Raw genomic sequence first — 16,219 nt, 5'->3', positions numbered from 1 at the left:
CAGAATGAAATGAAAGCGTATACATAAATTAAGATTAAGGGACTTTTGACTGATAGTCAAGTAAATATTTACTATTTTATTTACTTTCTAATACACATTGTTTTAATTGTTTAACTCTAAAAAAGCACCCTCTTCTTGTGAAGAGAGTGCTTTTTATCAAGAATGTGTCCTCTATATAGAGACAGTTGTCTTCGAAGGGGGTCAGGTACGCACCTGACCCCTTTTTTGACCACTTTTATAACCGTCAGGATTCTCAGACTGCCAGCGCCATGTATCGCGGCACATTTCTTCAATTCCTTTTTCTGCAACCCAGCCAAGCTCTTCTTTCGCTTTTGTTGGATCTGCATAGCATTCCGCAATATCACCTGGACGGCGTGGTGCAACAGAATACTTTACTTCTTTTCCTGTTGCTTCTTCAAAAGCTTTCACCATCTGAAGGACACTATAGCCATTGCCTGTTCCTAGATTGTAGGCCTCAACACCTGTTGTACTAAGAACATGTTCAAGTGCTTTCAAGTGTCCATTCGCTAGATCTTCAACGTGGATATAATCGCGCACGCCTGTCCCATCTGCCGTGTCGTAATCATCGCCGAAGACGCTGAGCTGCTCAAGTTTACCAACAGCTACCTGGCTAATAAATGGCATCAAATTGTTCGGAATGCCATTAGGATCTTCTCCAATACGACCACTTACGTGAGCACCAATTGGATTGAAGTAGCGAAGAAGCGCAATACTCCAATTGGAATCAGCTACATACAAATCGCGTAGAATTTGCTCAATCATTAGCTTCGTCTGACCATACGGATTTGTTGCACTTAGCGGTGCTTCTTCCGTAATTGGCATCCTATCAGGCATGCCATATACAGTAGCTGACGAGCTAAACACAATGTTACGTACATTGTACTTTTCCATCACTTCACAAAGAACAAATGTACCTGTTAAATTATTGTGGTAATAATGAAGTGGCATGGAAACAGATTCACCTACTGCTTTTAATCCAGCAAAATGGATAACGGCTTCAATGTCATTTTCCTCAAACACCTGTTCAAGTGAGTTACGATCAAGTAAATCAACTTCATAGAAAGGAAAATCTCTTTCTGTTAACTCGCGTACACGATCGAGCGACTCCATTTTACTATTAGAAAAATTATCAACTACGACAATATCAGATCCGTGATTCAGAAGCTGCACACACGTATGACTTCCGATGTATCCTGCTCCACCTGTTACCAAAATAGCCATATCCATTCCCCCATTCACTAATCGAACAACAAAAAATCTCTTCTCATCATACCATAAATATCCTTATTTTGATTACAACAATTAAACAAAACCGCCCTACACGAGGACGGTTTACAATCGAACTAAATACCAATCAGAAAGAAGCAACTACTCTAAAAAAGGATCCAGGACTTTTTACGTTTCTCTTTCTCTTCGCCGCTAGCTGATTCAGCAGCAGCGAGTCCTTCTTGTTTCTTAATACCCTCTTCTTTAAAACGGCGTTTCTCTTCTTTCGACCATGATTTGTACTCTTTAATGAATGCCTCATATTGCGGCATAACTTCTTTCATTGGACCATATTCACGAATCGTTCCATGCTCAAGCCACAATGCCTTATTACAGAATTTCTTCATCTGTCCGTTCGAATGACTGACGAAGAAGATGGTTTTGCCTCGCTTTTTAAACTCATCCATTTTCACAAGGCACTTATCAGCGAATGTTTTATCGCCAACCGATAGTGCCTCATCCACGATAAGTACATCCGGATCTACACTAATGGATATAGAGAATCCAAGACGAGATTTCATTCCGCTTGAATACTTCTTTACCGGCATATCGATAAATTTACCAATATCCGCAAATTCAATAATGTCAGGCTTCATCTCTTCAATCTTATTTTTCTTATAACCCATCATAAGAAGCTTTAGCTCAATGTTCTCACGGCCCGTAAGTTCTTTGTTCAAACCGGCAGATACCGCAATGAGTGAGACATCGCCTTTCACATCAATTTCACCACTTGTTGGAGGTGTAATGTTTGCGACAAGATTGGAGAACGTTGATTTACCTGATCCGTTTACGCCGATAATGCCAACAACGTCACCTTCACCAGCTTCAAAAGTTAAATCACGAATCGCATAGAAATCTTCCCCATAGCCTCCAGGTAAAATAATATCCTTTAGCTTATCGGAATTCTGTCTGTGCATTTTATATTTTTTGGTAATACCGTTTAGTTTTACTGAATAACTCATAAACGACAGTCCTTATTAGATATAGTCTACGAAATGACTTTTGAACTTCATATGAAGGTATGAACCAACCATCAATAATAACAGGACAACCACCCAATAATAGAGGGTGTATTGAAGCGTTTGATGAACCCAACCCATCCCTAGAAGTGCATCTCTGTAGCCTTCCACTATATAATATAGCGGATTTAGTTTCATTCCTACCTGAATAAAATCTGGCAGGGAATCAATTGTCCATAGAATTGGAGTTAAATAAAGAAACATACGAATAAACGACTGCAACATTTTATGCACATCTCGTACAATCGTCGATAGCGTCGACGTAATGAGCGAGATAGCAAAGATTAAGATAATTAGTGCAAACATATAATAGGGCAACTGAATGAGGTGCCAGGACAAGCCCTGACCCGTTACCAATATCGCCGCAAAATAAATACCGAGTAAAATCAAATGCTGATAAAAGACCGACATGATCACAAAGCTTGGAATGGTGCTCATTGGGAAATTCATCTTCGAAACCATCGACAGTCTCGTGTAAATGGATTTAGATCCTTGAATAACAGCTGGATTAAAAAAGAACCACACGACAAGTCCTGCCGACATCCACAAAACAAAAGGAATTCCATCTACAGGGTTCCCGTTTCGAATTCCAAATCCAAAGACAAACCAGTAAATACTCATTTGAAACAATGGATTAAGAATTTCCCAAACCATGCCTAGATAGTTATTATTATTTGTACTTTTTACCTGATAAACCGATAGACGATTAATCAGGTAAAAATTGCTAACCTGCTCTTTTAAAACTGCCATCATCGAATTCATGCTTATTTTGCCTCACTAACAAAAATTTGGTCAACAACCTTTTTGGTAGCAGACCCTCCTTCGAGGTAACAATACGTATCATAGAAATCATTGTACTTCTCCTCGAATGCGCCAAACCCTTCGTTCTCAAACGTTTGGATGGCTTTCAAAACTTCTGCAGAGGTTGTAACCACTGGTCCCGGCGCTTCCATTTCAAGATCAAAATAGAATCCACGTAATTTGTCTCGATAAGATGCCAAATCATAAGCGAAGAAAATGATTGGCCGTCTTAGATTCGCAAAATCGAAGAATACAGATGAATAATCCGTAATGAGTACATCTGACATTAAATACAGATCATTTACATCAACGCCGACAGAGAAATCATACGCAAATCCTTCATAACGCGAGAGATCAAATTGTTCTGCGATTAAATAATGCATCCGTAAGACAACAACATACTCATCGCCTATTTCGCGTTTTAGCATGTCTAGATCAAGCTTCAGCTCATGCTTATACTTCCCTGCTTGATAGAATTCATCATCTCGCCATGTTGGCGCGTATAACACAACCTTTTTCTTAACAGGTATGCCATAGATCTGTTTTAGTGAATCAATTTTGTCCTGCGCGTTATCCAAATGAAGGCGATCATTACGTGGATAACCTGACTCAATCATGTTTTTCTTAAAGCCAAACGCGCGCTCAAAAATGTCACTTGAATATCGATTCGGTGAAATAAGGTAGTCCCACTTGGCAGCTTCCTTATAGAAGTTATCTTTATAAGAAAGCGTATTGGTTCCAGGCATATAGACTTCATCCATATCTCCCGCAAGCTTTTTAAGCGGTGTACCATGCCACGTTTGAACGTATACAGTATGAGCTGGCTTTGGAATCCAAAGCGACATTCGACTGTTCGTCACCCAGTACTTAGCACGTGCCATGAGATAGAACCATCTAAGTGAAAAGCGCCTTACTGTTGGTATACCCCTTTTACGAAAGAATTCAGCATGGCCTTCCTCAACACTCCAGATCATTTCATAATCATAATCATGTTCAACAAGGTATTCGTAGATTGCCCTTGGATTACAGCTGAACTGTTTACCCGAAAAGCTCTCAAAAATAACGAGACGCTTATTTGCTGGGAAACGCCCAAGTGCCACAAACAGCAGTCGACTGAACGTTTTCATCAAAGGGTAGATTTTCAACATTTTTAATAGCTTTTTCATGAACTTGACACCTTACTCTCAACAAATAGTTGATGCTCAAATTGCTGTCTTGAAAAACAGGATAATGCCATATCGCCTTAACCAGCGGCAGTATCCTGTTCTAGCGTTATCCAACTTTACAATTAAGCCTTTTCTGGTTCAAACACTCTATTAATGACTTTCTTAGCTGCATGTCCATCATCAAGATGACAATACTTATCATAAAAAGCATTGAATTTGCTTTCATAGTCATTCTCAATTTGTCCGATGTTCTCAACCGCATCGAGCACAGCATCAGACGTTTTCAGTAATGGACCTGGGGCTTCATTCTCGAAGTCCATATAGAATCCGCGTAGTGAATCACGATACTTAGCAATATCATAGGTGAAAAATAGGATCGGACGACGCAAGTTTGCGAAATCAAAGAACACAGATGAATAGTCGGTAATTAACACATCAGATAGTAAATAAAGCTCTGCAATATCTCCATAATCAGATAAGTTATAAACGAAATCGTCCAGTCCAGTTGTATCAATATGATCTGCAACTAAATAATGCATCCGTAAACCAATAACATACTCATCACCAAGTCGCTCCTGCATTTTCATGAGATCAAGCTTAATTTCAAACTTGTACTTCCCTTTACCATGAAACTCGTCATCACGCCAAGTTGGCGCATATAAAATGACTTTTTTATCTAACGGTATCCCTATGCTAGCCTTAATTTCCTGTTGGCGACGTGCTTTTTCCACATCATCAAGATAAAGAATATCATTTCTTGGGTATCCTACATCAAGCATTTCATTACCAAACTTGAAAGCTCTTCTGAAAATGTTCGTCGAATAATCATTCGGCGAAACAAGATAATCCCATTTCTGCGATTCTTTATAGAAATTCCGCTTATATTTCTCCGTTGTTGTACCAGGCATGCGCACTTCTTTCATGTCAGCTGCAAGCTTCTTTAATGGTGTACCATGCCACGTTTGTAAATAAACCATTTCCGGCCGCTTAATTGCAAAGTTTGGCATTCTTGCATTTGATACCCAGTATTTCGCTGTAGCTAAATGATAGTAATAAGCCGGACTTAAGCGACGCACTTGTTTCGGGTTACCCGGTATGTCTTTCTTCTTTTTATCATATACCCACAAGTAATCATATTTCTGATCACTCTTTACTAACTCCTCGTAGATATAGCGAGGACTATCTGAATAGCCTTTACCACCGAAACTTTCAAAAAGAACCTTTCGCTGTTTTATTGGCATTTTAATAAGAAAAGATCGATAGACCTGACGCATAAGGAGATGCTTCTTCCTAAATGCTCTGCGCCATTCTCGTAATCTTCTTCGGAATTCCATCGATTTTAGAACAGCTTCCTTATTCCCTTTTTGGATCAAACGATGCTCTCTTCGCTCAATGATATTCCTTCGCTTTATTCTTCCTGGCGCAACAAGCGCGAGACTATTTTTCAATGAAGTGAAATGGTCGAATAAAACGTTTGGTTCCCTTGCTGCTTTATTCGTAATACTTTTAGAATAGTAATTTAATAAAAGGAGATCGAGATAGCGACTGATGCTTTTCGTTTCCCCATAAGACAACTTCATTTTGTGATACATATAGAATAAATCCGGTAGCTTCTCTTCTACGGCATGAAGCATTAGGGTAGGATGATCGATCGGATCATAGCACTCCCCTTTTAGATAAGTTGGAAGTCCAGTTATCATTGGAATCATCTCGGTATTCATAATCGCAGGTATAGAAAAAGAAAGATCAGTGTAGAACGTTGCTTGCTCATCAAATTGAAGACTATGTTCCTCTACATAGTCTTTACGAATAAGCAAATTAACTGAACTTCTTCTGCGAAGTGCTTTTACCTTCCTACCACCACGTAGCTCACGTAGATTATAGGAATCTTCTCCGATGTCGAGTGGAAGTTCCACCTTCCCACCTTTAAAAATCGAGCCACCAATCAAAGGATATTCTCCAATGTGCTGATTCAAGATCTCTAGGGTATATGGGGCAAGATAATCGTCACCGTCCACAAAATAGATATATTCTCCCGTGGCATGTCCAATCCCAATATTGCGAGCTTTCGCTACGCCAACATTTGAATCGAGATAGTGAATCTTTAACCTCGGGTCATTGTATCGCTGAATGATTTCTCCGCTTTCATCAGTTGACGCGTCATCAATCAGGATGATTTCAAGATTCCTGTACGTCTGGTTTAGCAAAGAAGCTAGACACTTTTCAATATAATCTTCTTTATTATAAACGGTTAAAATTACGCTAATTTGTCCCATAACAATTCCTAGCACCCCAAATAATTATTATCTACTGCCAGACCATTTAGCCGTTGGATACAAGCAGTTCTTTTTTAATCTTAGTAGTTGAAATTCCTGCAGTACGTGGTAGATAAATAACTTCACAATGGTCCTTTAGGAAGTCAAATTTCCCTTCCCAGTCATCACCCATTACGAAGATATCTACATCATGATTCTTCACATCGTCTACTTTTTGTTCCCAATGCTCTTCAGGTATTACTTCATCAACATATCGAATCGCTTCTAGAATCACTTTGCGATTCTCATAGCTATGGTACGCTTTTTTATTCTTGAGTTCATTAAATTCATCTGTTGAAATAGCTACAACTAAATAGTCGCCAAGATCCTTAGCTCTCTTTAATAAATTAATATGTCCCCAATGCAATAAATCAAACGTACCGTAAGTCAAAACCTTCTTCATTTCGACCCCTCCAGTTATTTTGTTTAAATATTTCTTCACGAGACACGAATTAACAGTAAATTTACAATTTTAAATAACACTTAACATCACATTGAATGCTTTTGATTTATAATGGAACTGTACAGAAGTACTAGTTTCGATCAAATGAACGTGATGTAATGAAAACGCGTAGACCTGTCTTAACAACAAGCATCGCTAAGAAAAACATCACATAATAAAGCAATACATCATTTCCGGTTGTTTGCTCAATAATGGCAATAATGACAATGGCAACGAAGAAACCCGGTAAACCAAGAAGAACAGCGACAACATCGAAGAAGAACGAGCCATCTCGAATCGAATTAACTGGATCCTGAGTGGTTGATTGCGACATTGTTAAGTTCGTTAACTGATAAGCAATAGGCACAAGCAGTGCCATAATAATTGCCACAAAGGTCACGTAAACAAGTGTCATTTCAAGTATAGTAACATCAAGCAGACCACTTTCCCTTAATACTGTTAAAACCATTGATAGGAATACGGGTAGAGCTGCAGCTTGAATAATAATATCGATATAGTAGCCTTTTGATGATGTTTGTTTCGTTATTCTTGCTAGTTCTCCATCAACACAGTCGAATAAATAGCCTATATTATAGAACAACGCCGCGAACACAATCGACATTGGTGTAGCCATAACGAGTGACAAGCCAGATAGTAAAATAAAGATGACACTCATCCAACTTACTGTATTTGGCTTTAAACGTAGCTTACAAAATAGTAGTGTAATATAAATTGAGATTCTGCGTAACACATACCATGACCATAGATCTTCTTTATAGCTTAATGATTGAGACTGCTTTCGATAAGAAAGAATCGTCTCATTATCAAGAAACGTGGTCGGTAGTAATTCTTGCCCATTTTTCATGCCCGGTTTTCACCTTCCAGTATTGTTTGCTAAAGTATCCGCCCACAAGTCCAAGACCTCTAGTAAAGTGAAGCAGGAAGAACTGCATCACGGTCGGAACATACGCACGGAAACCATGTTTTTCGATGACGCCAAGCGCCGAAACACCAATCATCATCAGATATACAGCTGAAAGGGTAAGCAAACTGATTAGGAAAGCATCGTTAAACAATGCTCCAACTCCAAGAGCAGTTCCAGTCATGAATGCCATCAACGGTGCGAGTTGTCGGAACCTCATCACACCTCGAGTACCACTTGACGCAATAATACCCCATTTTCCATCAGCATATGATTTTTGCACAAATGCTTTCAGGCTGTCTCTCGCAAAGTAAGTGGAAGCAATGTCACTTGATAAGTAAAATTGTCCACCTTGATTTCTAACCCTCGCATGAAACTCTATATCTTCACTTCTTCTTAAGTTTTCGTTAAACAAGCCGACTTTTTGGAACACTTCACGTTTATACGCACCATAAGGCACCGTATCAACTTGTCCCTCCCATTTACTCGAGCTTGACGTAATGCGGAACATTGAATTCCCCACGCCCATTGGATGTGAATACACATATGCATTAATGGTACCCCAGAAACCTTTCCCTTCCGTTCGTATGACACCACCAACACAATCCATATTAGGCTTGCGTTGAATCAAATCATAATAACTTTGTAGAAAGTTGGTTGGGATCATCGTATGGCCATCAACTCTTAGAATATAATGACCTTTTGCATTTTGTATAGCTAAATTCCATCCTGTTGGCAGAGTTTCTTTTGGATTATCAAATAATCGTATTTTTCCCGGGTTCTTTTGGCTGACATCTTCTACAATATCCTTCGTTCGATCAGAAGACATTCCATCAACTACTAGAATTTCATATGAATCTTGAGGAAACTCCTGCTGCAAGACACCGTCAAGCAACTTACGAATATACCTCTCTTCATTCTTCACGACGAGAAGCACGGAAAAGAACAATTCTTTCATTTCTTTTCATCCCTTCACAACTTCGCCTTATCTCACTATTTATCTATGAGACTATTTTTAGATAAACCTTTTCAATCTAATATTTAAGTATACAGGAAATCCACTTATTAATCATTGTAAAATTTAGGGAAAAACGAGCTTTTCACTGTCAAATCTGTGAACATTTTCTCTTTCTCCAATTCCTTTTGCGGTTCACCTATCGAGTTGAAGATAAGACGAATTAATTGACAACTAAGCTAATCATTGAACTACGACACTCTTCGTATTCAATCTCTTTTTATGGCCTTAAAGTGAAACTAATTGAAAATCTTCCTTTAAGAGCACACTAGTGTTAAACGTCGTACTTCTAACATTACCTTTACCCTATTTGCATAACTAAAAACACAAAACGTCAGCTGCTCACCTATTTGTTAGAATAATCAGAAAAATAATCGCGTGAATTCACAACCGCTTCAATGATTTGCTAGTGTAACGTTTGTGGTACCGAATTTAATTATCTTTAATGATAACATTGTAAGATATAGAAGGAAACCGCCACTCCCTGTCGAAAAATTTCTTATTGGGACTTTTCCAGCAAAAATTAGACCTTTATTTCATAAGCGAATAGGCCCTATGCTTCTTGTGTCCATTATGAAAAAGCAGGAAAAAAGCCTTGAAATATGTTAATATTAGTAAGCACTTATTACGATACAAATTATTTAGTTACTGGGAGGATTCAACATGAGAGTTAGGAAGGCGATCATACCTGCTGCTGGTCTGGGAACTAGGTTCTTACCAGCAACTAAAGCACAACCTAAAGAGATGCTACCAATCGTGGACAAGCCAACGATTCAATATATTGTAGAAGAAGCTGTTGCAGCTGGAATCGAAGACATTATCATTGTAAGCGGACGTGGTAAGCGTGCCATCGAAGATCACTTTGATAAATCATACGAGCTTGAAGAAACGCTAATTAAGAAGCAAAAGAATGACATGTTAAAAGAAGTACAACAAATCTCTAACCTTGCGAACATTCACTACATTCGCCAGAAAGAGCCAAAAGGACTTGGACATGCCATCAACTGTGCAAGCCGTTTTATTGGTAATGAACCTTTCGCTGTTCTTCTCGGAGATGATATCGTCAAATCAGAACAGCCTTGTATCGGCCAACTAATGGATAGCTACAATCGCTATCGCACTTCAATCGTAGGTGTTCAGCAAGTCGCAGATGAAGCTGTTTCAAAATACGGCATTATCTCTCCAAAAGGTGAGCAAATCGATAATGGCATCATTCCGATTAAATCACTTGTTGAGAAACCTTCCCTAGAAGAAGCACCTTCTAACTATGCCATTCTAGGACGTTATATTTTAACGCCAGAAATCTTCTCTATTCTTGAGGATCTCCCTAAAGGAGCTGGTGGTGAAGTTCAACTAACTGACGCGATTAAAGTGCTAAATGAGCAGCAAGCTGTTTTCGCACATGAATTCGAAGGAGAACGTTATGATGTTGGCGATAAATTCGGCTTTATTAAAGCAACAGTTGACTTCGCTCTTAACCGTCCAGATCTACAAAAAGAAGTAATGGATTACCTTAAACAAGTTGTTGACCATGAGTTAACAAAACAATAAATGAAAACCGCATTCCTCCTTAATAGGTGGCCATGCGGTTTTTCTTTTACTTTATTTTCTCGAGCTGCTTCTCCGAAAACTCGCCAACCAAAGGTAGCTTATACTGATGACCCTGATACGCTTTTACCATCAATACGATCCATATAATCATACTTAACGGTGGCAAGAGGAGAGATGATGCAATGGTTCCAATGACAGGAATGACACTTAGTACAAGGCTAACAACGAATAGCGAACCGAACACGACGATCGATTGCATAGCATGAAAGCGCACAAACCTGTTTTCCTTTTCAATAAGAAGGAAAAGAATACCAGTAATGAATCCAAGAGTGTAGGTCAACAGTCCTGCAATGTTCTCTTCCATCCCGCTGGACGTTTTGCGAGGTGTTTGACTCTGTTTCCCTGCTTCCACTATTCCCCCTCCTTTATTCTGTTAATTCTGAATAGTTATTAATTTATTCTATCAAAAGCAGGAATACCATGGTAGTATACGAAAGTATAGTACTTATACGTTTATTTGTAATATTATGCATCGGAGAGTGATAGATATATGCTTCCAGAACCTTCAATAAACGACGGATCTACCAAGTCTTTTCCATTCAACCTGACGAGAGAAAAAGAGCTAGCTATTTTCTCCGAACTACTTGATCGTAATGGAAGTGGTATTCTATCAATATTCGGTCAACCTGGCACAGGAAAAAGTGAATTGATTATACATTATCATCGAGAAGCGACTAGAAAAGAAGTGGTTTTTTACCTAGTAAATGCACAGTATTCAAGAGCGGAACCAGCTGCATTTCTGCAAGCATTACTTGCACAGATGGGTGCTTCAAATCCATACGTCTCAACACTTGAAGCCATTACGATGCACATTCAACACCTTGAGCAACAGGGGAAAAAGTTTGTCATTGCCATTGACTCTTATGAGCGTTTCGAAACGCTTGATGAGTGGTTTAGACAGTCGTTTCTCCCTTCGTTACCATCGACAACCATCCTCATTTTTTGTGGACGAAAGCCGTTGAATGATTCCTGGCGAGCGTCTATCTGGTACCCTTTTATCCTCTCTATCGAGTTAAATGGATTTAGTATTGGGCAGTTTGATTCTGCCTTTCAAACACTAACACCAGATTTGATCAAAAAAGCCTGGCAGTTCTCAACAGGAAATCCGTATGCCCTCTCCCTTTGCGTTCAAAAGCTTCAAGAAACAAGCGAATGGAACTCGAATGACGAACAGTCTATTTATCGTACGGTGGTCAAGGAGTGGCTAAGTGAATTAGAAGATGACCGACTCCTACCATATATTGAAGCTGCCTCAATTGGTCGATACATCCAACAAGAAAAAATTGAAGTGATGCTCGATTATCCAATGTCTCGTCATGATTTCGAAGCGCTCGTTTCGCTTTCCTTTTTCGAAGAGACAGAATCTGGTTGGAAACTTAATGCTCTTTTTCAAAGAGCTATGAGAGATGATCTTCAACGTAGAAAACCAGCTTATTATCATCAGCTCTGGAAGCGAGCACTTATGTATTGTCGTACATTCTTCGATCATGACAGACTAATGGATTCATCAGAAATTAGCGAGTTTTTCTATTTGCTTGGTGAACCAATGATGCAAGCCGCTCCGTTTGATCCTGAATCCCTTTCGACTTACAGTTTGTCCTCTGCAAGTGAGAAAGATTGGCCACATATAGAACCTTATTTAGCAGAACGCTCTCTCACGAAGGACAATCAAGAGTACGCCTTTTTGACGAAAGAAATGATCGAAGCAATTGGTATACAACACGTTAAATTGCTCCGTAACCGTGAAGGAGATGTAACCGGAATGGCTTTTCTCATTCCGATTCAATCGACAACACTTCCAAATTTAAAAAGAAGTCCTGTCACACGAAGTTATTTCAAAAGACTACCTCCTGTTGAAGAAAAACGGATTATGGCTGTAACCAAACCATCTGGTTGGGTTATTCGTTATCTTGGTGTAACAGATAGCGAACGAAGCGAGGATCGAAAAGCGCTTCTTTATCACCTTCTCCCACTAGTTCTAACTGAAGGTATTCTTGTAGCGTCAACACCACTCACATTCTATCAAAAGTTATTAGAGCAATTTCGCTTCAAGGAAGTTCCCGAGGCAAAGCATTTTGACTATGGACCATCACGACCATCAAAAACTTACGAACTGGATTTAAGAAATTCGCGCCTGCCCCTTTATCTCGAATCCTTCGCTAAAGCGATCGGCGTTAATTTAACAGAAACGCCACTAGATCATTACGGCTTCACACCAAGGGAAAAAGAAGTCGTAACACTCGTTATCCAAGGCTATTCAAACGCAAAACTCGCTGATGAACTCTCTCTCAGCGAAGTGACCATCAAAAAGCACCTGAGCCGAATTTATGAGAAAACAGGCGTTAAGAACCGAACTCAGCTGACGAGGGTGATCATTGGGGGTCAGGTGCGTACCTGACCCCCACTACATTAATGAGGTGAAGCATTTTAATGAAGGAAACCGTTATTTATTTAGTTCGCCATGCTCATTCGACGTATACACCGGATGAATATGGAAGAGAACTTTCACAGAAAGGGCGTGAAGACCAAAAGCGACTGACAAACGTAATGAAAAACGTAAAAATAGACGCCGTGCTCTCAAGTCCGTATATGCGAGCTATCCAAACTGTGGAGGGTCTTGCCGAGAACAATGGGCTAGAAATACAGCTCATTGAAGAATTTAAAGAGAGAGTCCTATCACAAGAGCCAGTGGACAATTTTGATAATGCAATTGAAGCTGTTTGGCGTGATGAAGCATTTCATTTACCTGGTGGCGAATCGAATGAAAGAGCTCGTCTAAGAGGCGTTCAGGCTTGTAAAGAAGTGTTACATACGCATAGAGGAAAAAGCGTTGCAATCGGCACTCATGGTAACCTTATGGTATTGATTATGAGCTATTTTAACAATCAGTATGATGTTACTTTCTGGAGAGAGCTTGATATGCCTGACGTTTACCGGTTAACGTTTGAGGGCGAGGAATTACTGGAGGTTAATCGTGTTTGGAGACGAACGAACCAAAAGGAAGGCGACTGAGCATCTTAGCTCATCGCCTTCCTTTTTCTATGTTAAACAAACGTTTGATTAACGATTGATGAGTATGAAAAGACTCTATCATTCAAACAGTCCTTCTTCTCTCAACTTCTCTTCTACGTTTGCAGAAACATTTCGATTGCCTGCATTCTCAGGCCCTCTTCCATAGAACTGTTCACTACAATGCGACTGAGTTAAATAGTAAGCACTATATAAGAGACGCTGTTCCTTAACGGTAATACCGCTGTTAGGAAATAGATACGTACAGTTTTGTTCAATTTGGGTTCGCTTATCTTTTTGATCCACGTAATAAAACTCATCTGTCACTGCCCCATATTCCATGTCTTCCGTAGAAGTTAAATACATACCATCCTCATGATAGGGGATGACAGTATACCCCTTCTCCTTTTTTAATTTAGGAGCTCCATCAACGTTATAAATGACAATTAACTGACCTTCATATCCCTCAGGGACGAGATGAATCGTATCCGTCTTTTCATGTTGAACAGTAGGCTCTGACGCACACGAAGCAGTACCAACAACTACTAGAATCCACACAAGCAGCAGCCTCACCCATTTCATATACTTCTCCCCCAGTATTGTCGATGTCCCTTTCCTTTTCGACGGTCATATCCCCTCTTCCTTCTTTGCGCGACTTACGTGGGTCGCGTGTTCGCGGGATTCGCGGGTGCCTGTCACCGCCCGTTTTTTGGAGAATGCTGTCGAAGTGTAAATAGTCTTATGTAAGCTCCATCTTAGGACTGAGTTGAAAACCAATCCTGTGGCTGGTTTATTTTGGTTAAGTTCCGCGTACACTGAAAGTAACAACAGAAAGGAAAGGAGGTCACAACCATGGAGAATCTTTATGTGTTAGAACAAGAAATTATCAACCGCCGCTAATCAAATCACCATGAATAGAAGGAGATTACGCAATGACTCTAGCCAAACCCAAACAATACTATCACGACTAAACCCCTGGATATCGATTACGATAATCAGGGGTTTTCTTTACTACATCAGAAATAGAAAGCGAACCAAAAAAAGCCTGCTTCTTTAGCGAAACAGGCTCAGTCAATTACTTAAACAGCTATATCTTTTTCAACAGCATGTGAATCGTTAAATTTATCATGATTCAACTTCCCAAGAATCCGCGAGGTAAGTGTACCTGATGTCATCGCACCGTTCACATTGAGCGCCGTACGTCCCATATCGATAAGTGGCTCAACTGAAATGAGAAGTCCTGCTAAGTAGACCGGTAAGTTCATAGACGAGAGAACGATAAGTGCTGCGAATGTTGCACCCCCGCCAACTCCTGCCACACCGAATGAACTAATACCAACAATAAGAACAAGCTGAATTAAGAATCCAGGACTAAGCGGATCAATGCCTACTGTTGGGGCAATCATGACAGCAAGCATTGCAGGATAGATTCCCGCACACCCATTTTGACCAATGGTGGCTCCAAAGGAAGCAGACATGTTCGCTGTCCCTTCGTCAACGCCAAGACTATTTTTCTGGGCAGAAATGTTTAACGGAATTGTACCTGCACTAGATCGCGACGTGAAGGCAAATGTAAGAACAGGCAGAACTTTTTTCAAATAAGTTAAGGGATTTAAACCACCTGTTGCAATCAAGATCAAATGAATAATAAACATAACAAGTAACGCTAAATAAGAAGCTAGAACAAACTTCCCTAACTCAAGAATACCGCCAACATTGGTCTGAGCGACAGTCGTTGCCATCAAGCCCATGATGCCAAACGGAGTGAGACGAAGCACAAGCGTGACAATACGCATCACGATCGCATAGACAGCATTCACACCTTTTGTGAAAACAGCAGCTTGCTCAGGATTCTTTCTTCGCACACCAAGCGCAGCAATTCCCACAATTGCTGAGAAAATCACAACCGCGATCGTTGAAGTTGGACGAGCACCCGTCATATCTTCGAATGGATTAGCAGGGATAAAAGCTAGAATCTTATCAGGCGTACTCATATCCTGAACACTACCAAGCGTTTCTTCAAGATAACTTCCGCGATCTTGCTCCGCCTGACCTGCTTCAATTTGCTCAGCATTTAAATCGAAAACGAGCGAGCTTCCAACACCAACCATCGCTGCGACCATCGCTGTCGAAACAAGAATTCCAATTATCCAACCCGACATCTTTCCAAGCTCTGATGTCTTCTCAAGGTTCGTAATGGATTGAATGATTGAAACCATGACAAGTGGGATGACAATCATCATGAGCAAACGAACATATCCGCTTCCAACAATGCTATACCAATCCGATGTTTGGCTTACAATCTCTGAACTAGCTCCGAATACGACTTGCAAGTAAACACCTAGCGCCACACCGAACCCTAATCCGGCAAAAACACGCTTACTAAAAGATACATGCTTTTTCTGCATCTTAATTAATACACCAATAAGAATAAGTAAAATGGCAATATTCACAATCACTAAAAATGTGTTCATGCTGTTTCCCCCTTTGTTTATTCACTGTCAAAACTAAACATTACAATTCACATGAGTTTAGTCGGCATTAATCTAAAATACTACCATATTGTGGTGCTGTCAAGCGGGAAAGCGAGCGGTGGTGCCTGTCACCACCCGCTTTTTGTCGAAAGAGGGGA

At 40.0% G+C, this 16,219-nt stretch carries 13 protein-coding genes and 1 pseudogene; 3 read left to right on the top strand and 11 right to left on the bottom strand.

The genetic code is table 11. The features are described 5' to 3' along the window. Positions 1-201: 201 nt before the first annotated feature. From galE to JI666_RS17040, 8 genes and pseudogenes are all read right to left on the bottom strand, one after another. Positions 202-1,242, bottom strand: coding sequence for a UDP-glucose 4-epimerase GalE (gene galE, locus JI666_RS17075; RefSeq protein WP_206894089.1), 1,041 nt, complete (start codon positions 1,240-1,242; stop codon positions 202-204). Positions 1,243-1,448: 206 nt separating this feature from the next. After that, a pseudogene (gene tagH, locus JI666_RS17070) lies at positions 1,449-2,249 on the bottom strand (teichoic acids export ABC transporter ATP-binding subunit TagH); the annotation flags it as partial. A 15-nt stretch (positions 2,250-2,264) separates the two neighbouring features. Beyond that, a complete protein-coding gene (locus JI666_RS17065) occupies positions 2,265-3,068 on the bottom strand; it encodes an ABC transporter permease (RefSeq protein WP_206894079.1) in 804 nt (267 codons plus the stop codon). Between the two features lie 2 nt (positions 3,069-3,070). Beyond that, the gene (locus JI666_RS17060) at positions 3,071-4,273 is read right to left on the bottom strand and encodes a CDP-glycerol glycerophosphotransferase family protein (protein WP_414635153.1); all 1,203 of its coding nucleotides are present in this window, start codon (positions 4,271-4,273) and stop codon (positions 3,071-3,073) included. 122 nt (positions 4,274-4,395) lie between these two features. Then, positions 4,396-6,549, bottom strand: coding sequence for a bifunctional glycosyltransferase/CDP-glycerol:glycerophosphate glycerophosphotransferase (locus JI666_RS17055; RefSeq protein ID WP_206894076.1), 2,154 nt, complete (start codon positions 6,547-6,549; stop codon positions 4,396-4,398). A gap of 46 nt (positions 6,550-6,595) precedes the next feature. After that, entirely contained in the window at positions 6,596-6,991 is a 396-nt protein-coding gene (gene tagD, locus JI666_RS17050; protein WP_206894074.1) for a glycerol-3-phosphate cytidylyltransferase, read from the bottom strand. Between the two features lie 130 nt (positions 6,992-7,121). Continuing rightward, the gene (locus JI666_RS17045) at positions 7,122-7,895 is read right to left on the bottom strand and encodes a CDP-alcohol phosphatidyltransferase family protein (protein WP_206894072.1); all 774 of its coding nucleotides are present in this window, start codon (positions 7,893-7,895) and stop codon (positions 7,122-7,124) included. After that, positions 7,855-8,910: a glycosyltransferase family 2 protein gene (locus JI666_RS17040; RefSeq protein ID WP_286170916.1), complete on the bottom strand. Its 1,056-nt coding sequence runs from the start codon at positions 8,908-8,910 to the stop codon at positions 7,855-7,857. Before JI666_RS17040 ends, JI666_RS17045 begins: the two co-directional genes overlap by 41 nt. Before the next feature lie 720 nt (positions 8,911-9,630). On the opposite strand from JI666_RS17040, the gene galU reads away from it, so the two are divergent. Further along, positions 9,631-10,518 carry a UTP--glucose-1-phosphate uridylyltransferase GalU gene (gene galU / locus JI666_RS17035; protein ID WP_206894070.1) on the top strand — a complete coding sequence of 296 codons (888 nt, stop codon included), beginning with the start codon at positions 9,631-9,633 and terminating at the stop codon, positions 10,516-10,518. 46 nt (positions 10,519-10,564) lie between these two features. On the opposite strand, the gene JI666_RS17030 is transcribed toward galU, so the two are convergent. Then, on the bottom strand, positions 10,565-10,930 hold the full coding sequence (locus tag JI666_RS17030) for a DUF4870 domain-containing protein (RefSeq protein ID WP_349769352.1): 366 nt from the start codon (positions 10,928-10,930) through the stop codon (positions 10,565-10,567). A gap of 138 nt (positions 10,931-11,068) precedes the next feature. On the opposite strand from JI666_RS17030, the gene JI666_RS17025 reads away from it, so the two are divergent. Next, positions 11,069-12,976, top strand: coding sequence for a LuxR C-terminal-related transcriptional regulator (locus JI666_RS17025; RefSeq protein ID WP_206894067.1), 1,908 nt, complete (start codon positions 11,069-11,071; stop codon positions 12,974-12,976). Between the two features lie 32 nt (positions 12,977-13,008). After that, on the top strand, positions 13,009-13,590 hold the full coding sequence (locus tag JI666_RS17020; protein WP_206894066.1) for a histidine phosphatase family protein: 582 nt from the start codon (positions 13,009-13,011) through the stop codon (positions 13,588-13,590). Positions 13,591-13,668: 78 nt separating this feature from the next. On the opposite strand, the gene JI666_RS17015 is transcribed toward JI666_RS17020, so the two are convergent. Continuing rightward, positions 13,669-14,169, bottom strand: coding sequence for a DUF6843 domain-containing protein (locus JI666_RS17015; RefSeq protein WP_206894065.1), 501 nt, complete (start codon positions 14,167-14,169; stop codon positions 13,669-13,671). A gap of 497 nt (positions 14,170-14,666) precedes the next feature. Then, the gene (locus JI666_RS17010) at positions 14,667-16,061 is read right to left on the bottom strand and encodes an L-cystine transporter (RefSeq protein ID WP_206894064.1); all 1,395 of its coding nucleotides are present in this window, start codon (positions 16,059-16,061) and stop codon (positions 14,667-14,669) included. Between the last annotated feature and the right edge of the window lie 158 nt (positions 16,062-16,219).

Source organism: Bacillus sp. NTK071 (assembly GCF_017303315.1).
Classification (GTDB): domain Bacteria; phylum Bacillota; class Bacilli; order Bacillales; family Guptibacillaceae; genus Guptibacillus.
This window is presented reverse-complemented; position numbering and strand designations above follow the sequence as displayed.